Genomic DNA, 23,628 nt, shown 5'->3' on the forward strand with positions numbered 1-23,628 from the left:
GTCCAACGCCTGGGTCCACTACTCCGGAGACAACCGATGAGCGCGCAGACTCTCTCCCAGCCCGCACCCGTACGAGAGCCCGCCACCATCGACTCGTCCCTGCGTCAGGCCGCCAAGCGGCGTCGAGGGGCGCGGTCGGTCGGGTTCCACGCGTTCATGGTCGTGTGCACGATCGTGGTGCTGTATCCCGCGGCGTGGATGCTGATGAGCTCGTTCAAGCCGTCGAACGAGATCATCGGGAACATCAGCCTGTGGTCGGACAACTTCTCGTTGTCCAACTTCGCCACCGCGTTGTCCGGGATCGGCGGGGTCGGGTTCTGGACCTTCTTCGGCAACTCGATGATCCTGGCCGTCGCGTCGGTGGTCGGGGTGATCCTGTCCTCGACCGTGGCCGCGTATGCGTTCGCGCGGATCGACTTCCCCGGCCGGGGGATCTTCTTCGCGATCATGATCGGCACCCTGCTGCTGCCGTTCCACGTCGTGATCATCCCGCAATACATCATGTTCAACGAGCTCGGCCTGGTGAACACGTTCATCCCCCTACTGGCACCGAAGTTCCTCGCCGGCGAAGCGTTCTTCGTGTTCCTCATGGTCCAGTTCATGCGCAACCTGCCCCGCGAGCTCGACGAAGCCGCCCGGATCGACGGCGCCGGCCACGGACGCATCTTCGGCTCGATCATGCTGCCGTTGATGCGCCCCGCGATCATCACCAGCTCGATCTTCGCGTTCATCTGGTCCTGGAACGACTTCCTCGGCCCCCTGCTCTACCTCAAGAAGCCCGACCTGTACCCCCTGCCCATCGCGCTACGCCTCTACGTCGACCAAACGTCGGTGTCCGACTACGGCGCCCAGATGGCCATGGCCGTCCTCGCCCTGCTGCCCGTGATGCTCTTCTTCATCCTCTTCCAGCGCTACATCGTCGACGGCGTCGCCACCCAAGGCCTCAAGGGCTGACGATGGGGCGCGGCACGACGGTGCGCACGACGGCGACAGGAGGGGCAGCCATGGCGGCACGATCCGGGCGGGAGCGAGGCCGCGACCGGCGGAAGCGGTCCGCGGCCAGGGGCGAGACCAAGACCGGTGCCGCCCTCGGGCTGTTCGCCGAGGTGGTGCTGGCCGGCGTGCTCGTCGCGCTCGGCAGCCTGCTGCTGGTCACCGCCGTACCCTCCCTGGCGGCGGGCGTGTCGCACGTCCGCCGCCAGGTGACCGGCCACGACATCGGCGTGGCCCGGTTCGCCCGCGACTGGTGGGCGGCCGTGCGGGCCCTGTGGCCCCTCGGCCTCGCCGCCGTCGCGGTGGCGCTGCTGCTCGCCCTGGACTGGCAGCTCGCCCGGGCGGACGTGCTCCCCGGCGCGAGCGTCGTCGCGGTGGTGGTCGCCGTCGCCGCGGCGGCCGTCGTTGCCGTGCTGGCCCGGGCGGCGGGCGCCTGGTCGGAGCCCGCCGTCTCCGGCGACGGCCCCGGCCTGACGGCGCGCGAGGCGCTGGCCGCGGGCGTGCAGCGCACCCAGGACGACCTCGCCGGCTCGGTGCTGCTCGCCGCCGCGGCGGCCCTCTGCGTCGTCTTCGTCTGGATGCTCCCGCCGCTCGTGCTCGTGGTGGGCGGCCTGCTCGCCCTCGCGGTGGTGGGCGTCGAGTCCCGACGCCGCGGCCGACCGGCCTGACCTTCTTCCGGCCGCCCGTCGGGGACCCGCACGGTCCCCGACGGCGGACGGTGGTGTCCGATCCCTGGTTGCAACGATGCAGAGAGGAACGACCCATGCGAACGACCAGAACCACCGCGGGTGCAGTCGCCGCGCTGACGGCAGGGGTGCTTGCCGTCAGCGGCGTCTCCGCCGCCGCGGCACCGGCCCAGGCCGGCGGGCGCACGCCGGCGGGTGTCCAGCTGGAGCACCTCGACCGGGGCCTCGTCGCCGCGAGCACCAGCGAGGGCGTCTTCCTCTCCTGGCGGCTCCTCGGCGACGAGGTCACCGGGCACACCGCCACCGGCATGGCCGGCCCCGACTTCGCCGTCTTCCGCGACGGGAAGCGGGTCGCCACGGTCTCGGGCTCCACGAGCTACGTCGACACCAAGGGCGCAGGCGGCGACGCGACCGCGCGGTACGCCGTCGCGCCGGTGACGCAGGACAAGCACGGCCGGGACCGGGTCGGGAAGCGCAGCGCACCGGTCACCGCCTGGTCCGACGACCACCTCGACATCCCGCTGAACAAGCCCGCCGACGGGGTCACGCCCGCCGGCGAGAGCTACACCTACCGCGCGAACGACGCGTCCGTGGCCGACCTCGACGGCGACGGCGAGCTCGAGATCGTGCTCAAGTGGGACCCCTCGAACTCCAAGGACGTCTCGCAGAAGGGGTACACGGGCAACCAGTACCTCGACGCGTACGAGCTGGACGGCACGCAGCTGTGGCGCATCGACCTGGGCGTGAACATCCGCGCCGGCGCGCACTACACGCAGTTCCCCGTGTACGACTTCGACGGTGACGGCCGCGCCGAGCTCATGGTCAAGACCGCCCCCGGCACCAAGGTCACGACGTACCGGAACGGGAAGGCGGCGCACGAGAGGTACGTCCAGATCCCGAAGGACGACCGGAAGACCGGCGTCACGCACGCCGACGACTACCGGTACAGCGCCGACGACTACGCCGAGCACCTCGTGGAGACGTTCCGGGGCTGGTCCGCGCAGCCCGAGGTGGTCTCCGGGCAGTGGCCGGCCACGCTCGAGGAGGCGTTCGGCATCGAGCCGCGCTACGACTACCCGCTGAGCGAGGCGGACGCGCGCGAGCTGGTCGACTACTTCATCGACGTGTACGCGCCGTCGCGCTCCGACAAGAACGATCTGCGCGGCTTCGAGGGCTTCGTGATCTCCGGCCCCGAGTACCTCAGCGTGTTCGACGGACGGTCCGGCAGGCCGCTGGAGACGGTGGACTACGAGCCGGGCCGCACCGACGACGGGCTGCGCTGGGGCGACTACGCCATGGCGCGCATCGAGCCGGGCAACCGCGTGGACCGCTTCCTCGCCGGGGTGGCGTACCTCGACGGCGAGCACCCGTCGGCGGTCTTCGCCCGGGGCTACTACACGCGCTCGACGATGGTCGCCTACGACTGGGACGGCCGGCACCTGTCGAAGCGCTGGACGGTCGACTCCGGCTGGACGCCGATGAGCAACCCGTTCGACGACTCGCCGCACGGCGTCCCGGGCACCGACCCCGAGTTCGGGTCGATCACCACGCAGGGCTTCCACTCGATGTCGGCGGCGGACGTCGACGGCGACGGGAGGCAGGAGATCGTGTACGGGTCGGCGACCATCGACGACGACGGCTCCCTGCTCTACTCGTCCTTCGACACCCTGCCCGACGGCAGCGGCAACCCCGGTGCCCGCGCCGGCCTCGGGCACGGCGACGCCATGCACGTCACCGACATCGACCCGGCGCGCCCGGGGCTGGAGATCTGGACCTGCCACGAGGGCGGCGCCTGGGCGCCGTACGGCTCCGCGATGCGCGACGCCGCGACGGGCGAGGTGCTGTTCGGCGCGTTCTCCGGCAAGGACACGGGCCGCTGCCTCGTCGGCGACGTCGACCCGGCCACGCCCGGCATCGAGGTGTGGGCCTCCATGCCCGACGGCACGGACGCGTCCGGGCTGCTCAGCGCGACCGGCCAGAAGCTGCGCACGACCACGCCGGGCACCAACCAGACGGTGCGGTGGGCCGCGGACGGCACCACGCAGGTCGTGGCCGGCTCCGTCGACGAGACCCCGCGGATCGTGGAGGGCGACGGCACGGTGGTGCGGACCCTCGACGGCACGCTCACCAACAACCACACCAAGGGCAACCCGTCGCTGGTGGCCGACGTCCTGGGCGACTGGCGCGAGGAGGTGCTGGTGCGCACGACGGACTCGTCCGCGCTGCGGCTGTACACCTCCACCGAGGTGAGCGACGTCGCGATGTACACCCTGCTGCACGACCCGCAGTACCGGGCCGAGGTGGCCCGCCAGCAGACCGCCTACAACCAGCCGTCGTACCCGGGGTTCTACCTCGCGTCCGACACCGACTGGTCGCAGGTCCCCGTCCCGTCCCTGAGGTAGTCCGGGTCTCGCCGAGGTGCGGACTACCTCGGCGGGCCGGGAACTCCCTCGCCAGAGAGGAAGTCATGAAGCCCAGCCCCCGTCGTCGACGGCTCGCCGCCGTCGCCGCTCCCGCCGCCGTCGTCGCGCTGCTCGCCTCGTCCTGCGGGGCCGACGACGCCCCGTCGGGCGTCGCCGAGACGCTCGACCCGGACGAGAAGATCACCCTCACCGTCGCCTGGTGGGGCGACGACGACCGCGCCGCGCGGTACGAGGAGGCGCTGGACCTCTTCGAGGAGCAGCACCCGAACATCACGATCCAGAGCTCGTTCGTCTCCTTCGACGACTACTGGACGGCGCGCGCCACGGAGGCGGCGGGCAGCTCGCTGCCGGACGTCATGCAGTTCGACTCGTCGTACCTGCGCGAGTACGCGGGTACCGGGCAGCTGCTCGACGTCACGCCGTACCTCGGCGAGGGGGACGACGCGGGGATCGACACGACCCAGGTGGCGCCCGAGCTGATCGACTCCGGGAAGATCGACGACGCCGTCTACGCGGTGCCCACGGCCACGAACACGTGGGCGACGTTCTACAACCCGTCCGTGGTGGAGAAGCTCGGCCTGGAGCCGCCGGCCGACGGGTTCACCTGGGACGACCTGGCGTCGTGGACCGCCGAGGCGAGCGAGGCCGGCGCGGGGAAGGACCCCGCGCTGTACGGGGCCAACGACTACACCGGGGTCTTCTGGGCGTTCCTGCAGCACCTGGTGCAGGAGGGCGTCACCCCCTTCACGGACGACGGCGAGCTCGGCTTCACCAAGGACGACATGGCCGAGTGGCTGCACTCCGGGGACGCGCTGCGCGAGGCCGGCGCGGTCTTCCCGGTCAAGCGCGCGCAGCAGCTCGCGCCGGAGAGCGGCTTCACCCGCAACGAGCAGGCGCTCGAGATGAGCTGGGACAACTTCCTCGCCGGGTACGCGGCGGGCACCGGGCAGGACATCGAGATGCTGCCCACGCCCGCCGGGTCGGACGGCGAGAAGCACATGTTCGCCCGGACCTTCCAGATGGCGGGCTCCGCGCACACCGAGCACCCCGCGGCCGTGGCCGCGCTGCTCGACTTCTTCGTCAACGAGCCCGAGCTGGGGCGCATCTTCGGCACCTCGAAGGGCGTGCCCGCCACCCAGGCGCAGCGCGACGCGATGGAGCTCGAGCCGGGCTCCGTGGACGAGAAGGTCGTGCAGTACGAGGAGGAGCGCGCGGACGACATCACCGAGCCCGCCCCCATCCCCGTGGAGGGCTTCGGCGCGCTCGAGGCGGAGTTCAAGCGCCTCGGCGAGGAGCTCGCGTACGGCAACATCACGGTCGACGAGTTCGTCGACCAGTGGTTCTCGATGGCCGACTCGCAGCTCTCCTGACCGCACCACCCCTGTCGTCGAGGTAGTCAGAAGGAAGCAGACATGAAGGCCACCATCCTCGGCGCCGGCGCGATCGCCGGCGCGCACGTCGACGCCGTCCGCGCGCTGGCCGCGCACGGCGGGCCCGCCGGCGTGGAGGTCACGCACGTCGTCGACGTCGACGCGGGCCGCGCCGCCGCGTTCGCGGCCGAGCACGGCGTGCCGCACCACGGCACGGACCTGCCGGCGTTGCTCGACGCCGGGGAGGTCGACGTCGTGCACGTGTGCACCCCGCCGTCGGTGCACCTCGACGCCGCCGTCGCCGCCCTGCGGGCGGGGGCGCACGTGGTGGTGGAGAAGCCGGCCGTGCTCTCGCTGGCCGAGGCGGACGCCCTCGCCGCGGCCGAGCGGCAGGCGGTCGACGCCGGCCTGCCCGGCCGGTTCACGCAGATCGTGCAGCACCGGTTCGGCGCCGGGATCCGGCGGCTGCGCCGGATGCTCGACGACGGGACGCTGGGCGACGCGTACGTGGCGCAGTGCGACACGCTGTGGTTCCGCACGCCGGAGTACTTCGAGGTGCCGTGGCGCGGGCGCTTCGACACCGAGGGCGGCGGCACCACGATGGGTCACGGCATCCACCAGTTCGACCTGCTGCTGGCCGTCCTCGGCCCGTGGACCGAGGTGCGGGCGATGGCCGGCAGGCTCGCGCGGCACACCGACACCGAGGACGTGTCGACGGCGCTCGTACGGTTCGCGGGCGGCACGATGGCGACGATCACGAACTCCGCGATCTCGCCGCGCCAGACGTCGCGCCTGCGCTTCGACACCGAGGCCGCGACCGTCGAGCTGGAGCACCTCTACGGCTACGACGACACGAGCTGGACGGTCACTCCCGTGGCCGGCCGCGAGGACGTCGCCGAGGCGTGGGCGGCGGACGCGGCGGCGACGCACGAGGCGTCGGACGGCGGCGCGAGCGGCCACCTGGCCCAGCTCGTGCCCACGTACCTGGCCCTGGCGGCGGGCCGCACGCCGCCGGTCACGGTGGCCGACACCCGCGCCACGCTCGAGCTGGCCGCGGCGATCTACAAGTCGGCCTTCGCCGACGTCACCGTCCGCGCCGGCGAGATCGTCGAGGGCGACCCGTTCCACGCCTCCATGGCCGGCACCGGCACCCCCTGGCCCCCGGTGAAGGACGCCGCCGCCTGACCCCAGGCGTTGTGGGTGCGATCGTGGCCCCGTTCTCGATGAGAACGGGGCCACGATCGCACCCACAACGGTCGACTGACACGCCGCCGGATCTTGACCGCCCGGTCGGCGTCGCTGTTAACGTGACCACGCTCACAGCGCGCCCGGGGCACCCGCCCCGGCCGACGTCACGACGAAGTGGGGACGGATGCGAGAGGTCACGAGACGGGAGCTCCTCGGGTGGGGGCTCGCCGGGGGAGCGACGGCGATGCTCGCCGGGTGCGCGACACCCGGCACGACGTCGGTCAACGCGCAGCCGGTGGTGCCGGCCGCGACGGGGGAGAAGGTCACGCTCACGTACTGGGCGTGGCTCAAGGACCTGCAGAAGGTCGCCGACGTCTGGAACGCCAAGAATCCCGACGTCCAGGTGCAGGTCTCCTGGATCCCCGGCGGCAACGACGGCGGGTACCAGAAGATGTACTCGGCCCTCGCCGCCGGCGGCGGGCCCGACCTGGCGCAGGTGGAGATGCGCACCGTGCCCGAGTTCATGCTGGTCAACGGGCTGGTCGACCTCGAGCGGTACGGGGTCTCCGAGCACGCGGACAAGTTCGACGAGACGCTGTGGAGCCAGGTCAGCTTCGCCGGCGGCGTGTACGGCATCCCGCAGGACTCCGGCCCGGTGGGCATGTACTACCGGCCCGACCTGTACGACCAGGTGGGCGCCGAGGTCCCCACCACGTGGGCGCAGTGGGCCGAGGTGGCGCCCGCCTTCCGCGACGCCGGCGTCTACATCGACTCCTTCCCGCTCGACGACACGTCGGTCTTCACCGCGCACGCCATGCAGGCCGGGGCCACGTGGCTGCGCAGCGCCGAGGACGGCTGGGTCATCGACATGGCCGGCGAGGTGACGCTCGACGTCGCCCGGTTCTTCGACCAGGTGATCGACGACGACCTGGTCACCACCGCCGCCAACCCGTACACCCCCGGCTGGTACGCGGCCGCCGCCCACGACCAGATCGCCTCGCTGGTGAGCGCGAGCTGGGGCGACGCGCTGCTGCAGAGCGTCAGCGGCGCGGAGGGCAAGTGGCGCGTGGCGCCGGCGCCGCGGTGGGAGCACGGCTACGGGTCGTCGTTCATCGGCGGCTCGACGTCGGCGGTGCTGGCGAACAGCAAGCACCCCAAGGAGGCGATGGAGTTCGCCGTCTGGATGAACACCGACCCGGAGGGGATCGACGCGATGATCAAGTACTCCGGCATCGGGTGGTCGCCGGCCCGCGACTACATCGGCGCGGCGCGCGAGGAGCCGAGCGACTTCTTCGGCGGCCAGCGCTACAACACGGAGGTCTTCCAGCCGGCCACGCAGGACCAGAACCCCGACTGGCAGTGGTGGCCCATCACGCAGCAGACGTTCAACATCCTCGGCGACGGGTTCCGGCGCAAGGCGACGGGCGGCACGCTCGTCGACGCCGTCGTCGCCGCGGAGGAGCGGACCATCGAGGTGTTCCGTCAGAAGGGCCTGACGATCCGGAAGGCGGAGCGATGACCACGCAGACCACCCCCGCCGGCGCCCCCGCCGCCCGGCGCCCGGCGTCGCCCCCCGCGAAGAAGCGCAGCACCGCCGTCGGCCGTGCGCCGTGGATCCTGGTGGGGCCGTTCCTCGTGCTGTTCCTGCTGACGTTCGTGCTGCCGATCATCGTGGCGATCGGGCAGAGCTTCACCACCGTCACCCGCGCCGGGCTGTTCGGCGAGCAGGGCGTCACCACGCAGTTCGCGTGGTTCGAGAACTACCGGATCGCGCTGGAGGACGGGAACTTCATCGCGTCGATCTGGCGGATGCTGCTGTTCGGCGTCGTGCAGGTGCCGGTGATGATCGTCGCCGCGACGGTGCTGGCGCTGCTGCTCGAGTCCGCGTCGGCGCGCTGGCCGGGCTTCTTCCGCGCCACCTACTTCATGCCGTACGGCATCCCGGGCGTCATCGCGACCATCCTCTGGTCGTTCCTCTACGTGCCCGGCCTGAGCCCGATCATCGACCTCTCCGAGACGCTGTTCGGCTTCACGCCCGACTTCCTCGGCGCGGGGACGGTGCTGTGGTCGATCGCGAACATCGTCACCTGGACGTACGCGGGCTACAACATGCTCATCATCGTGGCCCAGCTCAAGGCGATCCCGCCGGAGATGTACGAGGCGGCCCGCGTGGACGGCGCCGGGCCCTGGCGCACGGCGTGGAGCATCCAGCTGCCGCTGATCCGCCCGGCCCTGGTGCTCACCACGGTGTTCTCGATCATCGGCACGCTGCAGCTCTTCGCGGAGCCGCAGCTGCTGCAGACCGTGTCGCCCGCGATCGACTCGCAGTACACGCCCAACCTGTCCGCCTACACGACCGCCTTCGCCTACAACGACTACAACGTCGCCGCCGCCCAGTCCGTGCTCATCGCGCTCGTGGCGTTCGCGCTGTCCTTCCTCTTCCTCCGGCTGACGAACAGGAGCTCGCGATGACCAGCGCCACCGTCTCCACCGCGCCGCGCCGTACCGACGTCTCGGACGCTCCCGCCCCGGCTCCCGGCGGCCGGTCCGGTCGCCGCCCGGCGACGACGATCCTCGTCACCGGCATCCTCGCCGTCGTCGCGATCTACTTCCTCGTGCCGGTGTACTGGGTCGTGGTCGCCGCGTCGAAGACGACGGACGACCTGTTCGGCACCAACGGCTTCTGGTTCGGCAACACCTTCGCGCTGTTCGACAACCTCGGCGCCGTGCTGACCTACGGCGACGGCGTCTTCGTCCGCTGGTTCGCCAACTCGGTGCTGTACGCCGGGGTGGGCGGGCTGATCGCCACCTACCTCGCGGCCGCGGGCGGGTACGCCCTCGCGAAGTACGCCTTCAAGGGCCGCAACCTCATCTTCGGGCTGGTGCTCGGCGGCGTCCTGGTGCCCGGCACGGCCACGGCCCTGCCGCTGTTCCTGCTGTTCAGCCAGCTCGGGCTCGCCAACACGTACTGGAGCGTGCTGATCCCGTCGCTGGTGTCGCCGTTCGGGTTCTTCCTCTGCCGCATCTACGCGGACGCGACGGTGGACACGTCGCTGGTCGAGGCGGCGCGGATCGACGGCGCGGGGGAGCTGCGCATCTTCCACACCCTCGGGCTGCGGATCATGACGCCCGCCCTCGTGACGGTGTTCCTCTTCCAGATCGTCGGGATCTGGAACAACTACTTCCTGCCGCTCGTGATGCTGAGCGACCAGGACCTCTACCCGATCACCCTCGGGCTCAACAACTGGAACAGCCAGACCGACCGGCTGCCCGAGTTCTACGAGCTCACCACCGGGGGCGTGCTGCTCTCGGTCATCCCGCTCGCCGTCGCCATGATCGTGCTGCAACGGTTCTGGCGCGGCGGCCTGACGGAAGGTGCTGTCAAAGCATGATGGCTGCATGACCCTGCTCTCCCCGCTCCCGCACGAACACGCAGCGCCCTGGACGGGGCGCGTCGAGCCGCCGCGGTCCGCGCCGGCCGGCGACGCCCCGCGCCTCCGCCTGGACGGCACGTGGGGCTTCCGCCTCCTGCCGGGCGTGCCCGGTTCTCCTGGGGCGCATGGCGTCCTGCCCGACGGCGAGGGCCCGGCGGACTTCGCGCAGCCCGGCTACGCGGCGTCGCCCGCCGCGGGCTGGGGCGAGCTCCCCGTGCCCGCGCACTGGGTGCTGGAGGGCGACGGCGCGCACGGGCTGCCGATCTACACGAACGTGCAGTTCCCGTTCCCGGTGGACCCGCCGCACGTGCCGGACGAGAACCCGACCGGCGACTACCGGCGCGAGGTGGACGTGCCGGCGTCGTGGACCTCCGGCGGCCGCGTGCTGCTGCGGTTCGACGGCGTCGAGTCGTTCTTCACGGTGTGGGTGAACGGCGAGGAGGTGGGCTCGGCGTCGGGCTCGCGCCTGGCGCACGAGTTCGACGTCACGGAGGCGGTGCGCCCGGGCGCGAACACCGTCGCCGTCCGCGTCGTGCAGTGGTCGGCCGCGAGCTACCTCGAGGACCAGGACCAGTGGTGGCTGCCCGGCATCTTCCGCGACGTCACCCTGCTGCACCGCCCCGTCGGGGCGCTGGACGACGTGTGGCTCGACGCGGACTTCGACCCCGCCACCGGCGAGGGCGTCCTCGTGCCCGAGGTGCGGGGCGACGACGCCGCGTACCCGGTGCGGCTGGCCGTGCCCGAGCTCGGGGTGGACGTCGCGTGGGCGGCGCCCGAGGACGTCGCGCCCGTCGCCGTCGGCGCCGTCGAGCCCTGGTCGGCGGAGGAGCCGAACTTGTACGACGTGACTGTCGCGTCGTCGGGCGAGACGGTCTCCCTGCGGGTCGGCTTCCGGCGCGTCGAGATCGTCGGCGACCGGCTGCTCGTCAACGGCCGGCGCGTGGTGTTCTCCGGGATGAACCGGCACGAGACCCACCCCGACCGCGGGCGCGTCTTCGACGAGGAGCACGCCCGCGCCGACCTGGCACGGATGAAGCAGCACAACGTCAACGCCATCCGTACCAGCCACTACCCACCGCACCCGCGCGTGCTCGACCTCGCCGACGAGCTGGGCCTGTGGGTGATCCTCGAGACCGACCTCGAGACGCACGGCTTCGAGTCCGGCGGCTGGGTGGGCAACCCCAGCGACGACCCGGCGTGGCGCGACGCCTACCTCGACCGTGTGCGCCGCACCGTCGAGCGGGACAAGAACCACGCGAGCATCGTGCTGTGGTCGCTCGGCAACGAGTCCGGCACCGGCAGCAACCTCGCCGCGATGGCGGAGTGGGTGCACCACCGCGACCCGTCCCGGCCGGTGCACTACGAGGGCGACTACGCCGGCGAGTACACCGACGTCTACTCCCGGATGTACTCGACCGTGCCGGAGACGGCGTCGATCGGGAGCGACGACGACCTGTCACCGGTGCTCGGCTGCAGCATCGGCGACTCGGCCCGGCAGCGGTCCAAGCCGTTCCTGCTGTGCGAGTACGCGCACGCGATGGGCAACGGCCCCGGGGCGCTGGACCAGTACCGGGAGCTCGTCGACACCCACCCGCGCCTGCACGGCGGGTTCGTCTGGGAGTGGCGCGACCACGGGCTGCGCACCCGCACGCCGGACGGCACCGAGTACTTCGCCTACGGCGGCGACTTCGGCGAGGTCGTGCACGACGGCAACTTCGTCATGGACGGCATGGTGCTGTCCGACGACACCCCCAGCCCCGGGCTGACGGAGTTCTGGCACGTCGAGCGGCCGGTCGTCGTGCGGCCGCTGCCGACCGAGGGCGCCGAGCCGGGCGTCGTCGAGATCTGGAACCGGCGGCACACCGCCGACACGGCCGATCTGGAGCTGCGCTGGCGCGTGGAGCACGACGGCGACGTCGTGGCCGAGGGCAAGGCCGCCGTCGAGGACGCGGACGGTCGCCCCGTCGCGGCGGGGGAGCGGGTCGTCGTCGGGCTGCTCGACGCCGCCGCGCTCCCGGCCGCCGCCCCCGGCGCCGAGGCCTTCGTCACCGCGGAGCTCGTGCTGCGCGGGGCGACGGCATGGGCCGACGCCGGGCACGTCGTCGCGCGCGACCAGTGGGCGCTGCCGACGCCGGCGGCCGTCCGTGCGCGCCGCCCGTCCGTGGCGCTCGCGGACGCGCCCGTCGGCTTCCGCGGGCCGGAGCTCGTGGCGCTGGCGGGGGCGGACGTCTCCGCGCCGCGCGTGGAGTTGTGGCGCGCGCCCACGGACAACGACGAGGGCGCGGCCATGGGCAGCTACGACGCCGACGACCCGACGACCCTGCCCTGGCGCGGCACGCCCGCGCCGTCGGTCGCCGACCGCTGGCGCCGCCAGGGTCTGGACCGGCTGACCCACCGCACCGTCGCCGTCGAGGAATCGGCCGACCGGCTGCGGGTGCTGCGTCGGGTGTCCGCGGCGCAGAGCCGCCGGTCGATCGCCGTCGAGGAGACGTGGACCGCGGAGCGGGCCGCGGACGGCGCCGTCGAGGCCGTGCTGCGCGTGGTCATGACCCCCGACGACCACTGGGACGACGTCTGGCCCCGGATCGGCGTGCACCTGGAGCTGCCGACCGACGTCGACGCGGCCTCGTGGCTCGGGCTGGGGCCGCACGACTCGTACCCGGACGTACGCTCGTCGGTCGTGGTGGGGCGCCACCGCGCCGGTATCGACGACCTGTCCGTGCCGTACGCGCGGCCGCAGGAGTCGGGCCACCGGTCCGAGGTGCGCGAGCTCGTGCTGGAGCGCGGCGGCCGACCCTGGGCGCGGGTGACGGCCGCCCGCGACGCCCGCGGCCGCCTGCCCGGGTTCACGCTCGCCCGCCACTCGGCCCACGAGCTCGCGGCGGCGGACCACCCGCACGAGCTCCCGACGCCGACCCGCCACCACCTGTACGTGGACGCCGCCCAGCACGGCCTGGGCTCCCGCGCCTGCGGCCCGGACGTGTGGCCGACGGCGATGCTGCGCCCCCAGGCCCGCACGCTCGAGCTGCGCTGGCGCGCCCTCTGATCGCCGAGGTAGTCCGAACCCTGCCGAGGTAGTCCGCATCGCGCCGAGGTAGTTCGAAACCTGCCGAGGTAGTTCGGGACACCGTGTCCCGAACTACCTCGCCAGGACCGGAACTACCTCGGCAGGTTTCGGACTACCTCGGCAGGACCGGAACTACCTCGGCGGGACGGCGGAGGTGTCCGCCACGATCGCGCCGGCGTCGAGCGCGATGCGCCGGCCGCGGAACCGCTCGCGCATCGTGCGGTCGTGGGAGACGAGCACGAGGGTGCCCTCGAACGCGGCGAACGCGCGCTCGAGCTCCTCGACGAGTGCGGGGGACAGGTGGTTCGTCGGCTCGTCCACCAGCAGCACGTCGGTCGCGGTCGTGACCACCCGCGCGAGCTCGAGGCGCGACCGCTGCCCCTGCGACAGCTCCGCGATCGGGCGGGGTAGGTCCTCCGGGCGGAACAGGCCCGTCGCGAGCAGCGCCTCCGCGTGCTCCTCCAGGTCGCCGGGTCGGCCGGCGGCGAAGCCGTGCAGCACCGTGCGGCCGTCGCCGATGGCGAACGCGCCCGCCTGCCGCAGGTGCCCGACGGCGCCCGCGGTACGCGCCGTCCCCGCCGCCGGCGCGTGCTCGCCCGCGACCACGCCCAGCAGCGTGCTCTTGCCCGCGCCGTTCGGGCCGGTCACGAGCACGTGCTCGCCCGCCGCGACCGCCAGCCGGGCGACCGTCAGCCGCCCGGGCACCTCCACGCCGACAAGCTCGATCGCCGGCGCGACGTCGTCCTCGTCGCGCGCCGGGCCGGTCGTGGTGCCGACGTCGGTGCGGAACTCGGCGCGGTCGGCGGGCCGCTCGGCCGGGTCGTCGGCGAGCCGCCGCAGCCGCTCCTTGGCGTTGCGGATGCGCCCGGTGGCGCCGTGGGTGCGCGACCGCGACCGGAAGGCGCCCGAGCCGAACGACGCCATCGGCAGCTTGCGCGGGATCTGGTCCATCGCTTCCGCGTTGGCGTCGAGCAGCCGCTGCTGGCGCCCGAGGTCGGCCTGCCACCGCTCGTAGGCGAGCCGCAGCTGCTCGCGCTCGGCCTCCTTCGCGGCGAGGTAGCCGGTCCAGCCGGTGCCGTAGCGCCGGGCGCGCCCGCCGTCGACCTCGACGAGCGTCGTCGTGAGGCCGGCCAGGAACGCGCGGTCGTGGGTGACCGCGACGACGGTGCCGTCGTGCGAGCGCAGCCGGTCGGTGAGCCAGTCGAGGGCGTCGTCGTCGAGGTCGTTGGTCGGCTCGTCGAGGAGCAGCAGCTCCGGGTCGGCCGCGAGGGTCGCGGCCAGCGCGAGGCGCGAGCGCTCGCCGCCCGAGAGCGTGCCGAGCGCACGGCCGCGGTCCAGGCCGGGCAGGCCCAGCCGGTGCAGCGCCACGTCGACCCGCCGGTCGGCGCCGCGGCCGTCGCGGGCGTCGAAGCGCGCGGTGAGCTCCGCGTACCGGCGCAGCGCGTCGTCCAGCGCCGCCCCGTCGAGGGTGCCGAGCCGGTCCTCGAGCGCGGCGACCTGCGCCGCGAGCGCGCGCACGTCCGCCAGCACGTGGTCGATCGCGTCGTCGACGGTGCTCGATGCCGGCAGGTCGAGCGTCTGCGGCAGGTAGCCGGTGCCGCCCGCAGCCCGCACGACGCGCGTGCCGTTCTGCGGCTCCAGCGCTCCGGCGACGACCGCGAGCAGGGTGCTCTTGCCGGAGCCGTTGTCGCCGACGACGCCGACGCGCTCGCCCGGCGCGACGGTCAGGGACAGGCGGTCGAGCACCACGCGGTCGGCGTAGCGCAGGGTGATGTCGGTGAGGGTGAGCTGTGACGGGTCCACGGGCGGGACTCCTTCCGTCGCCGGCGTCGGCGACCGTGGAGGACGGCGGGCGCGCGAACGCCGACGCGGAACGGCCCGGTCGGACCTGCTCGACGCGTCGGCGCGGGTGTGCTCACAGAGTTCCCATCGCGGTGCACCCTACGCATGCCCGCGCGCGGCCACCAGCGGATTGCTGTGAGCGGGCGTCTGGCCCTGTCGTGCTCCCGAAACAGGGCCAGACGCCCGCTCACAACGCTCGGGGCTCACCAGGCGAGCGTGACCGGGCCGAGCAGGCCGGACGGGCGGCGGTCGCCCTCGTAGTAGTTCGCGGCGCTGTTGCTCACCAGCACCTCGAGGGTGCGGGTTCCCGGGGCGAGGGGGCCGAGGTCCACCACGTACGGCGCGGCCAGCGCATGTACGACGACGACGCCGTCCACGCTCACCGTCGCGGCCTCGCCGACGACGCCCAGGTCCAGCCGCGCCGAGACCGTCCCGCCGGGCACCTCCACCTCCGCGACGTACCGCACGGACCCGGCCAGCCTCCGCAGCCCGGGCTCCCGGGACCAGTCGCCCAGCCCCAGCTCCGCGGGCGCGGCGACGGCCGGGTCGTCTCCGATCGCGTCCCGGTCGCCGACGACGCGCTCGACCGTGCCGCGCCAGCCGGTCACGTCGACGCTGCGCCCCGACGCCGGTGCGGCGCGGGAGACGGGGTGCCCGGCGGCCGGCACCAGAGCCAGGGTCCGGCGGCGCTCGAGCTCCAGCAGCACGCGGCCGTCGGCGTCGCGCTCCACCGGGTGCCGGGTGTCGGCGAACGGGTCCCACCAGCGCGCGTCGTCGGGCACCGACGGCAGGCGGAGCCAGGTGCGGACCGGCGTCTCGCCCTCGTGGAAGAACACGAAGCCCGCATGGTCGGAGAGCACGACGGCGCGCAGGTCCGGGGCCGCGGGCTCGGCGTCCACGACGGGAGCGCCGGTCGCGCGCAGCCGTTCCTTGAGGGCGGCGACGTCGAGGGCGGTGGCGTCGGGTACGTCGTCGGGGTCGAGCAGGACGGCGTGCCGGGCTGCCGCGCTCTCGTCGTCGCGGTCCACGTACCCGAAGTCGACCTGCCCCTCCAGCAGCGCGCGCACCACGGGCCCCGACGGTACGGCGTCGGGCCGGCTCAGCACGCCGACCGGCCAGACCGGCGGCGCCGCGTCGAGCAGCTCCGCCACCCGCCGCACGTAGGCCACCAGGGGAGGCAGGTGCGGCCACCACGAGTTCCACCGGCCGAGGTCCGGCTCGCTCTCGAACGCGCGACCGCCGCGCACGGACGCGAAGAACGCGTGCAGCACGGGGGTGGTGACGCCGCGGGCGAGGTACCAGTCCAGCAGCCAGCGCGCCTCGTCCAGGCTGAGGCGCCAGCCGTACGCGCCCAGCACCTCGGTGACCGCCGGCGCCCCGCGCAGGCGGGCCGCGCTGGCGGCCACCTTGGGCGCCGTGCTCTCCGGCCCGTCGAGGCCGCTCGTGGCCGGGTCGCCCCCGGGCAGCACCCACCGCCAGACGGTGTCCTGCCCGGGCCAGTGCAGGCGGCCCGCGGTGGCGAGGTCGTCCGGCTCGGCCGGGTGCCCGGTGAGCGCGATGCCGTGCGCGGCGCACCACGCGGCCTGCGCGTCGTAGTACACGCGGTGCAGCCGGGCGCGCACGGCGTCGTCGTACGCGCGGACGAACCCCGTGGCGTCCGGGGCGGTGCCGCCCGGGCGGGTGTCCTCGCCGTCCCACAGCTCGGGCAGGCGCCGCAGCACCTGCTCGACGTCGACGCCCGAGCCGTCGTCGAGCATCGCCGCCACCTCCGACTCCAGCCCCGGCGTGTACGGCCGGGCGAGCCTCCGGTGCCCGCGGCCCAGCAGGAACGGCTCGTCGGTGAACATCGCGACCACCGTGGTGCCCAGGTGCTCCCCGAGCGCGGCGGCGTACGCGTCGTGGGTCAGCTCCAGGAACGCCGCGACGGCGTCCCGGTTCAGCAGGTCCGCCGCCGGCGGCGCGAGCGCCGACCCGTCGTCCTGCTCCGCGTGCGCGCCGCGGATCGTGCCGCCGCTGGCGGCGTCGAACACCGCCGTCACCCGCCACGCGCCCGGCGCCAGGTCGAGCCGCACCAGCCCGGGCGCGCGCACCGGGAGCAGCACGGCGTCGTCAGGGCCGTCGTCACCCGCACGACGCGCGACGACGGCGAGCAGCCGCGCGTCCAGGTCGCGGCCGAGCGCGGGCCGCCAGTAGCCCGTCTCCCCGCCGTCGTCCGGGACGACGACGTCGCGCGTCACGGGCACCAGGCACCGCGCGGCGAACGCCGGGTCGCGCGCCACGACGGCGCCGTTGGCCGAGCCCGACGGGTACGACGCCTCGTCGTAGAGCATCACCGCGAGGCCGAGCCGGGCGCACTCGTCGACCGCGACGCGCACCAGCCGCAGGAACTCGTCCGTCAGGTACCCCACCCGCCGGCTCAGCCCCACGCGCGCGCTCAGGGTGACGCCGACGAACCCCGCCTCCGCGATCTCGCCGAGCTGCGCGAGCACGGCGGCGTCGTCCAGGTCGTCGTTCCAGAACACGAACGCGTACGGCCCCACCGGCCCGCCGGGTCGTTGTGGGTGCGCTCGTGGCCCCGTCTCCGGGCCGGACGGGGCCACGGGCGCACCCACAACGGCGGGGTGGTCGGTCATCCGTCGACCCGCACCACGCGCACGGCGCCGGCCGGCACGACGAGCCGGCCCTCGACGGCGTCACCCGTGAGCAGCTCGGTGCCGGTCACCGGGGTCTCGGCGGTGCCGAGGGTGGCGACGGCGTCCGTGTGGTTGATGGCGAACAGCCACGACACGGTCCCGTCGTCGGCCCACCGCCGCACGACCTCCACGCCCTCCGGCGCGACGACGTCCGGCCCGACGCCGGACTCCGCGACGAGGCGCTCCGCGAGCGCGGCGAGACCGGGCTCGTCGAGCCGCGTCGCGACGTACCACGCCCGCCCGGCTCCGACCTCGCGGCGGGTGACCGCGGGGCGCCCGGCGAGCGCGCCGTCGTCGTACGCCGCGACCACCTCCGTGCCGTCCACGACGCGCGTCTTCTCCGTCCACAGGTCGGCCGTGGCCTCGTCGCCCACGGCCTTGCCCGTCACGCGCACGGTCTCGCCGTCCTGCAGCGGGTGGAACTCCTCCGTCCGCACGCCGAGCAGGTCGCGGAACGCGCCCGGGTAGCCGCCGAGGCGCACGTGGTCGTGGGAGTCCACGATGCCGGAGAAGTAGGTGACGACGACGGTCGCCCCGCGCTCGGCGGCCGCCGCGACGTTCGCCGCGTCGGAGTCCGTGACGACGTACGTGGTGGGCAGCACCACCAGGTCGTAGCCGTCGAGGTCGGCGCCCGGCGGCACGAGGTCGGTCGTGACGCCGAGCCGCCACAGGGCGCGGTACCAGGCCTGCACCTGGTCCATGTAGCGCAGGTCCTGCGTGGGGTGCGAGTCGAGCTCCGACCCCCACCACGACGGATAGTCCACGACGACGGCCGCGCGCGACCGCACCCGCGACCCGCGCACCTCGCCCAGCGCCCGCAGCGCGCGGCCGAGCGTGACGACGTCGCGCCACACGTCGGAGTCGCGGCCGGCGTGGGGCACCATCGCCGAGTGGTACTTCTCGGCGCCGGCCCTCGACTGGCGCCACTGGAAGAACATCACCGCGTCCGCGCCGCGGGCCACGTGCTGCAGGGAGTTGCGCAGCATCTCGCCCGGCGCCTTGGGCGTGTTGCGCGGCTGCCAGTTCACGGCCGACGTCGAGTGCTCCATGAGGATCCACGGCGCACCGCCCCCGACGCCGCGGGTGAGGTCGGCGGAGAACGCGAGGTCGACGTGCCGTTCCGCGTCGGCGGACATCGTGTAGTGGTCGTTCGCGACGACGTCGAGCTCCGGGCCCCACGAGAAGTAGTCCATGCCCCGGCAGTGCGCCGTCGCCATGAGGTTGGTCGTGACGGGCACGTCGGGGGTGATCTCGCGCAGCGTGTCGCGCAGGTCGAGGTAGTAGTCGAGCAGCGCGTCGGAGGAGAACCGGTGGAAGTCGAGCTGCTGCGTCGGGTTGGCGAACGTCGGCGCGACCAGCGGCGGCAGCACGTCGTCGAACGAGCCGTAGCGCTGCGACCAGAACGCCGTGCCCCACGCCTCGTTGAGGGCGTCGACGGTGCCGTAGCGTGCGCGCAGCCAGTCGCGGAAGTCTGCGGCGGCGGCGTCGGAGTAGTCGCGCGACACGTGGCAGCCGATCTCGTTGTCCACGTGCCAGACGGCGAGCGCCGGGTGGTCGCGGTAGCGCTCCGCGATGCGGGTGGTCATGCGCAGCGCGTAGTCGCGGTGCACGGGGTGGGTGACGGCGTACGACTGGCGCCCGCCCTGGTGCAGCACCGTGCCGTCGGCCAGGCGGGGGAGGATCTCGGGGTGCTTGCGCGTGAGCCACGGCGGCGGCGACGCGGTGGCGGTGGCGAGCGCGACCTGGATGCCGGCGGCGTGCAGCCGGTCCATGGTCTCGTCGAGCCAGCCCCAGTCGAGCTCGCCCTCGCGCGGCTCGATGGTGGCCCAGGAGAAGATCGCCACGCTGAGGATGGTGACGCCGGCGTCGCGCATGAGCTCGAGGTCCTCGAGGCGCACGTCCTGCGGCCACTGCTCGGGGTTGTAGTCACCCCCGAAGCCGAGGCCGTCCAGGCCGGCGTTCCAGGGGCGGGGGGTCGGGGTGGACTCCGGTGTCGTGCGTCGTCGCATGGGGCGAGTCTGTCATGTATCGATTCAACGGGGAAGCGCTTGCCAACGACCGGCGCGCCTTCGACCAACCGATCCTTTGTGTCATCCGCACCGATGACGCGAGGGATCGCTTGGTCGAAGGGTGGGTGGGCTCAGCCGACGCCGGTCGTAGACTCGCGGACGACGAGCTCCGGCTGGAACGTCACCTGCTCGACGACGTCGTCCGGGTCCAGCAGCAGGTCCGCCGCGCGGTGACCGAGCTGGTGGGTGGGCTGGCGCACCGACGTCAGCGGGGTGGCGAGCTCGCCGGCGAACGTGACGTCGTCGTAGCCGACGACCGCCATCCCGGACGGCACCGGGACGTCCGCGACGCGCAGCGTGCGCAGGGCGCCCAGGGCGGTGAGGTCGTTGACGCACATGATCGCCGTCGGGCGGTCGGCGAGGGCCAGCACCTGCTCGGTGCCGGCCTGGCCGCCGTCGGCGTTGAGGGTGGAGATCGTGACCTCGACCAGCGCCTCGGCCGGGTTCAGGCCGAGCTCGACGAGCGCGTCGTGCAGGCCGGCGCTGCGGTCGGCGCACTGGCGGATCGTGTGCGGCCCGTTGAGGAAGGCGATGCGCTCGTGCCCCAGGTCGACGAGGTGGCGCGCGGCCGCGGCGGCGCCCGCGCGGTCGTCGACGGCCACCGACGACAGCGTGTCGACCGGCGACGGGCGGTCGAGCAGCACCACGCGCAGGCCGCGGGCGGCGAGGGTCTCCAGGTGCTCGACGTCCGGCGTGGCCGGCACGACCATGAGGCCCTGCACGCCGTGCTCCTCGAAGAGCCGCAGGTATCGGGCCTCGCGCTCGGGGTTCTCGTCGGAGCTGGCGAGCATCAGCGTGTAGTCCGCCTCCTCGAGGCGGTCCTCGATGCCGCGGGCGACGTCGGTGAAGAACGGGTTCGAGACGTCGAGCACGATGGCGCCCGCCGTCGTGATGGTGCCGGCGCGGAGCTGGCGGGCCGAGCCGTTGGGCACGAACGCGAGGTCGTCGATGGCGGCGAGCACGCGCTCGCGGGTGGCGGGCGAGACGCGGTCGGGCCGGTTGAGCACGTTCGAGACGGTGCCGACCGACACCTTGGCCTGACGCGCGACGTCGCTGATCGACGCGCGGCGGCGGGGGGCGGTCGTCGTCATGGGCTGCTCCTCGGGTTCGGGCGCCTCGTCGCGCCTGGGCTCCAGCGTAGAGGTACCTGGACAGGGTTCGATGTTGCTACGTTCATGCTATGAACCGTTTCATCGACGACGGCGCAACGACGCACGTCTGTTTCGTCTCCCGCGTACGGCGCGACCGGCTCGAGGAGTACAAGGCGGCCCACGCCGCCGTCTGGCCGGAGATGCTGGAGGCGCTGGCCGAGACCGGCTGGCACGACTACCGGCTCTTCCTCGGTGCGGACGGGCTGCTGGTCGGCATCCTGCGCACCGACGACTACGAGCGCGCGCAGCGCGACATGGCCGCCCGCGAGGTGAACGAGCGCTGGCAGGCGCAGATGAAGGACTTCTTCGAGCCCGCCGAGGGTCGCCCCGACGAGGGATTCGTCCAGCTCGAGGAGGTCTTCCACCTGGAGTCGCAGCTCGACGCCGCCCGCCGCGCGGGCTGACCGCCCGCGACTTGTCAGGACCGCGCGCGCGAATTGACGCTCCTGGTCCTGACAGCTCGACCGCAGTGTCCAGGCAGGGGGGACGGTTGACGCCGACCTCCCGCGCATCTAGGCTATGAAACGATTCAAAGCGCGGTCGCCCCGCCGGCCGCACCAGCACCGCGCGAGGGAGCGCGGACGAGGAGGAGACATGACGGCGACGACGCCCGTGCTCGACGCACGGCTGCGCAAGGCCCTCGGCGAGCAGACCATCGAGCTGCCCTCGTGGGCGTTCGGCAACTCGGGTACCCGGTTCAAGGTCTTCGGCACGCCCGGGACCCCCCGCGACCCGTACGAGAAGATCGCGGACGCCGCCCAGGTGCACCGCTACACGGGGATCGCGCCGCGCGTGTCGCTGCACGTCCCGTGGGACCTGGTCGACGACTTCTCCGACCTGGCCCGGCACGCCAAGGAGCACGGCGTGACGATCGGGATGATCAACTCGAACCTGTTCCAGGACGACGACTACAAGCTCGGCTCCCTCACGCACTCCGACCCGGCCGTGCGCCGCAAGGCGGTCGCGCACCACGTGCAGTGCATCGACGTCATGCGCGCCACGGGGTCGAAGGAGCTGAAGGTCTGGCTGCCGGACGGCACCAACTACCCGGGCCAGGACTCGATCCGTGCCCGTCAGGACCGGCTCGCCGAGTCGCTCGCGGAGATCTACGCCGAGCTCGACGACGACCACCGCATGGTGCTCGAGTACAAGTTCTTCGAGCCGGCGTTCTACCACACGGACGTGCCGGACTGGGGCACGTCGCTGCTGCACTGCCTCGCCCTCGGCGAGAAGGCGAACGTCGTGCTCGACACGGGCCACCACGCGCCCGGCACCAACATCGAGTTCATCGTGGCGCAGCTGCTGCGGCAGGGCCGGCTCGGCGCGTTCGACTTCAACTCGCGCTTCTACGCCGACGACGACCTCATGGCCGGCGCCGCCGACCCGTTCCAGCTCTTCCGGATCATGCACGAGATCGTGCAGGCCGACGCGCTGCGCCCGGAGTCGGGGGTGAACTTCATGCTCGACCAGTGCCACAACATCGAGGAGAAGATCCCCGGCCAGATCCGCTCCGTGATGAACGTGCAGGAGGCCACGGCCAAGGCGCTGCTCGTCGACGCCGAGGCCCTCGACGCCGCGCAGCGGTCGGGCGACGTGCTCGGCGCGAACGGGGTGCTCATGGACGCGTACAACACGGACGTGCGCGGCCTCCTCGCCGACCTGCGCGCCGAGCAGGGCCTGGACGCCGACCCGATGAAGGCGTTCGCCGCCTCGGGCTACGCCGAGAAGATCGCGGCCGAGCGTGTCGGCGGCCAGCAGGCCGGCTGGGGCGCCTGAGCATGACGACGACGGAGACGGCGGCCGCCGCGCAGGTCGTGGTCGCCGACCGCGTGCTCGACGGCCCGCACGGCGACCTGCGCGTGCGGGTCTACCAGCCCTCGACCACCCCGGTCGCGGGCATCGTGTGGGCGCACGGCGGCGGCTTCATGCACGGCGACCTCGACATGCACGAGGGCGACGGCGTGGCCCGGCACCTCGCGGCGGCCGGCGTGGCCGTGGTGAGCGTCGACTACCGGCTCGTGCCGCCGATCGACCGCGCCGCGGCGGCGGCCGACCCGGCCACGGCCGTGGGCTCCGACGGGGTGCGCTTCCCGGTGCCGTCCGAGGAGGTCGCGTTCGCGTTCGGCTGGGCCCGCAGCGAGGCCGCGGGCCTGGGCGTGGCCGACGACCGGTGGTCGATCGGCGGCGCCAGCGCGGGCGGGAACCTGGCCGCCGGGGCGTCGCTGCGCCTGCGCGACGCCGGCACGCCGGTGCGCAGCGTGGTGCTCGCCTACCCGGTCGCGCACCACGCGCTGCCGCCCCACTCCGACGAGCTCGCGGCCAAGGTCGCCGCGGTCCCCGGGGGCAGCTTCCCGCCTGCCGAGGTCCTGGCCATGAACGACAACTACCTCGGCCACGCCGACGGCCCGTCGTCGCCGTACGCGTTCCCGGGCGGCAGCGACACGGACGACCTGCGTGGCCTGCCGCCCACGTTCGTCCTGACCTCCGACCACGACGGGCTGCGCTCGTCCGGCGAGGCGTACGCCTCCGAGCTGGCCGCCGCCGGGGTCGACGTGCTGCTGGTCCGCGAGGACGGCACGACGCACGGGCACCTCAACCAGCCGGCCCACCCCGGGTGCGCCCGCAGCCTCGCGCGGATCGCCACCTGGCTGACCACGGACGCGCTCGTCGGCACCACGCACGAGCCGGCGCGCTGACCGCCCCAGACACCTC

The 23,628-nt window shown here is 73.4% G+C and carries 16 protein-coding genes; 12 read left to right on the forward strand and 4 right to left on the reverse strand.

What is annotated here, in order from left to right; all coding sequences use genetic code 11:
* Nucleotides 1-36: 36 nt before the first annotated feature.
* From AAG589_RS05390 to AAG589_RS05430, 9 genes are all read left to right on the forward strand, one after another.
* Nucleotides 37-954, forward strand: a complete 918-nt coding sequence (locus tag AAG589_RS05390; protein WP_430566244.1) for a carbohydrate ABC transporter permease — start codon at nucleotides 37-39, stop codon at nucleotides 952-954.
* A 50-nt stretch (nucleotides 955-1,004) separates the two neighbouring features.
* The gene (locus tag AAG589_RS05395) at nucleotides 1,005-1,661 is read left to right on the forward strand and encodes a hypothetical protein (protein ID WP_430566245.1); all 657 of its coding nucleotides are present in this window, start codon (nucleotides 1,005-1,007) and stop codon (nucleotides 1,659-1,661) included.
* Nucleotides 1,662-1,756: 95 nt separating this feature from the next.
* Nucleotides 1,757-4,081: a rhamnogalacturonan lyase gene (locus AAG589_RS05400; protein WP_430566246.1), complete on the forward strand. Its 2,325-nt coding sequence runs from the start codon at nucleotides 1,757-1,759 to the stop codon at nucleotides 4,079-4,081.
* 65 nt (nucleotides 4,082-4,146) lie between these two features.
* The gene (locus tag AAG589_RS05405) at nucleotides 4,147-5,472 is read left to right on the forward strand and encodes an ABC transporter substrate-binding protein (RefSeq protein WP_430566247.1); all 1,326 of its coding nucleotides are present in this window, start codon (nucleotides 4,147-4,149) and stop codon (nucleotides 5,470-5,472) included.
* 42 nt (nucleotides 5,473-5,514) lie between these two features.
* Nucleotides 5,515-6,657: a Gfo/Idh/MocA family protein gene (locus AAG589_RS05410; protein WP_430566248.1), complete on the forward strand. Its 1,143-nt coding sequence runs from the start codon at nucleotides 5,515-5,517 to the stop codon at nucleotides 6,655-6,657.
* 187 nt (nucleotides 6,658-6,844) lie between these two features.
* Nucleotides 6,845-8,179: an extracellular solute-binding protein gene (locus tag AAG589_RS05415; protein ID WP_430566249.1), complete on the forward strand. Its 1,335-nt coding sequence runs from the start codon at nucleotides 6,845-6,847 to the stop codon at nucleotides 8,177-8,179.
* The gene (locus tag AAG589_RS05420; protein ID WP_430566250.1) at nucleotides 8,176-9,132 is read left to right on the forward strand and encodes a carbohydrate ABC transporter permease; all 957 of its coding nucleotides are present in this window, start codon (nucleotides 8,176-8,178) and stop codon (nucleotides 9,130-9,132) included. Before AAG589_RS05415 ends, AAG589_RS05420 begins: the two co-directional genes overlap by 4 nt.
* Complete coding sequence (locus tag AAG589_RS05425; RefSeq protein WP_430566251.1) at nucleotides 9,129-10,052, forward strand: carbohydrate ABC transporter permease; 924 nt, start codon at nucleotides 9,129-9,131, stop codon at nucleotides 10,050-10,052. The genes AAG589_RS05420 and AAG589_RS05425 overlap by 4 nt, the downstream gene beginning before the upstream one ends.
* 7 nt (nucleotides 10,053-10,059) lie before the next feature.
* Nucleotides 10,060-13,140 (forward strand): glycoside hydrolase family 2 TIM barrel-domain containing protein, encoded by a 3,081-nt coding sequence (locus tag AAG589_RS05430; RefSeq protein ID WP_430566252.1) that lies wholly within the window; start codon nucleotides 10,060-10,062, stop codon nucleotides 13,138-13,140.
* Between the two features lie 153 nt (nucleotides 13,141-13,293).
* Here AAG589_RS05430 and abc-f read toward each other — a convergent pair whose 3' ends face one another.
* The 4 genes from abc-f to AAG589_RS05450 all read right to left on the reverse strand — a co-directional run bounded on the left by abc-f (nucleotide 13,294) and on the right by AAG589_RS05450 (nucleotide 20,856).
* Nucleotides 13,294-14,964 carry a ribosomal protection-like ABC-F family protein gene (gene abc-f, locus AAG589_RS05435; RefSeq protein WP_430566253.1) on the reverse strand — a complete coding sequence of 557 codons (1,671 nt, stop codon included), beginning with the start codon at nucleotides 14,962-14,964 and terminating at the stop codon, nucleotides 13,294-13,296.
* Nucleotides 14,965-15,206: 242 nt separating this feature from the next.
* Nucleotides 15,207-17,636: a hypothetical protein gene (locus AAG589_RS05440; RefSeq protein ID WP_430566254.1), complete on the reverse strand. Its 2,430-nt coding sequence runs from the start codon at nucleotides 17,634-17,636 to the stop codon at nucleotides 15,207-15,209.
* On the reverse strand, nucleotides 17,633-19,705 hold the full coding sequence (locus tag AAG589_RS05445; RefSeq protein WP_430566255.1) for a beta-galactosidase: 2,073 nt from the start codon (nucleotides 19,703-19,705) through the stop codon (nucleotides 17,633-17,635). Before AAG589_RS05445 ends, AAG589_RS05440 begins: the two co-directional genes overlap by 4 nt.
* Nucleotides 19,706-19,836: 131 nt before the next feature.
* The gene (locus tag AAG589_RS05450; protein WP_430566256.1) at nucleotides 19,837-20,856 is read right to left on the reverse strand and encodes a LacI family DNA-binding transcriptional regulator; all 1,020 of its coding nucleotides are present in this window, start codon (nucleotides 20,854-20,856) and stop codon (nucleotides 19,837-19,839) included.
* 89 nt (nucleotides 20,857-20,945) lie between these two features.
* Here AAG589_RS05450 and AAG589_RS05455 point away from each other — a divergent pair, with 89 nt between their 5' ends.
* From AAG589_RS05455 to AAG589_RS05465, 3 genes are all read left to right on the forward strand, one after another.
* Nucleotides 20,946-21,320 carry an L-rhamnose mutarotase gene (locus tag AAG589_RS05455; protein ID WP_430566257.1) on the forward strand — a complete coding sequence of 125 codons (375 nt, stop codon included), beginning with the start codon at nucleotides 20,946-20,948 and terminating at the stop codon, nucleotides 21,318-21,320.
* Nucleotides 21,321-21,510: 190 nt separating this feature from the next.
* Nucleotides 21,511-22,692 (forward strand): L-rhamnose isomerase, encoded by a 1,182-nt coding sequence (gene rhaI / locus AAG589_RS05460; protein WP_430566258.1) that lies wholly within the window; start codon nucleotides 21,511-21,513, stop codon nucleotides 22,690-22,692.
* A gap of 2 nt (nucleotides 22,693-22,694) precedes the next feature.
* Nucleotides 22,695-23,612, forward strand: a complete 918-nt coding sequence (locus AAG589_RS05465; protein ID WP_430566259.1) for an alpha/beta hydrolase — start codon at nucleotides 22,695-22,697, stop codon at nucleotides 23,610-23,612.
* Nucleotides 23,613-23,628 lie beyond the last annotated feature (16 nt).

This window comes from Isoptericola sp. F-RaC21, from assembly GCF_038593535.1.
GTDB lineage: Bacteria > Actinomycetota > Actinomycetes > Actinomycetales > Cellulomonadaceae > Isoptericola.

Excerpts from the sequence above, each read along its gene's own strand:
- AAG589_RS05390 (WP_430566244.1), top strand. The coding sequence starts at position 37 with ATGAGCGCGCAGACTCTCTCCCAGCCCGCACCCGTACGAGAGCCCGCC.
- AAG589_RS05395 (WP_430566245.1), top strand. The coding sequence starts at position 1,005 with ATGGCGGCACGATCCGGGCGGGAGCGAGGCCGCGACCGGCGGAAGCGG.
- AAG589_RS05400 (WP_430566246.1), top strand. The coding sequence starts at position 1,757 with ATGCGAACGACCAGAACCACCGCGGGTGCAGTCGCCGCGCTGACGGCA.
- AAG589_RS05405 (WP_430566247.1), top strand. The coding sequence starts at position 4,147 with ATGAAGCCCAGCCCCCGTCGTCGACGGCTCGCCGCCGTCGCCGCTCCC.
- AAG589_RS05410 (WP_430566248.1), top strand. The coding sequence starts at position 5,515 with ATGAAGGCCACCATCCTCGGCGCCGGCGCGATCGCCGGCGCGCACGTC.
- AAG589_RS05415 (WP_430566249.1), top strand. The coding sequence starts at position 6,845 with ATGCGAGAGGTCACGAGACGGGAGCTCCTCGGGTGGGGGCTCGCCGGG.
- AAG589_RS05420 (WP_430566250.1), top strand. The coding sequence starts at position 8,176 with ATGACCACGCAGACCACCCCCGCCGGCGCCCCCGCCGCCCGGCGCCCG.
- AAG589_RS05425 (WP_430566251.1), top strand. The coding sequence starts at position 9,129 with ATGACCAGCGCCACCGTCTCCACCGCGCCGCGCCGTACCGACGTCTCG.
- AAG589_RS05430 (WP_430566252.1), top strand. The coding sequence starts at position 10,060 with ATGACCCTGCTCTCCCCGCTCCCGCACGAACACGCAGCGCCCTGGACG.
- AAG589_RS05440 (WP_430566254.1), bottom strand. The coding sequence starts at position 17,636 with ATGACCGACCACCCCGCCGTTGTGGGTGCGCCCGTGGCCCCGTCCGGC.
- AAG589_RS05445 (WP_430566255.1), bottom strand. The coding sequence starts at position 19,705 with ATGCGACGACGCACGACACCGGAGTCCACCCCGACCCCCCGCCCCTGG.
- AAG589_RS05450 (WP_430566256.1), bottom strand. The coding sequence starts at position 20,856 with ATGACGACGACCGCCCCCCGCCGCCGCGCGTCGATCAGCGACGTCGCG.
- AAG589_RS05455 (WP_430566257.1), top strand. The coding sequence starts at position 20,946 with ATGAACCGTTTCATCGACGACGGCGCAACGACGCACGTCTGTTTCGTC.
- rhaI (WP_430566258.1), top strand. The coding sequence starts at position 21,511 with ATGACGGCGACGACGCCCGTGCTCGACGCACGGCTGCGCAAGGCCCTC.
- AAG589_RS05465 (WP_430566259.1), top strand. The coding sequence starts at position 22,695 with ATGACGACGACGGAGACGGCGGCCGCCGCGCAGGTCGTGGTCGCCGAC.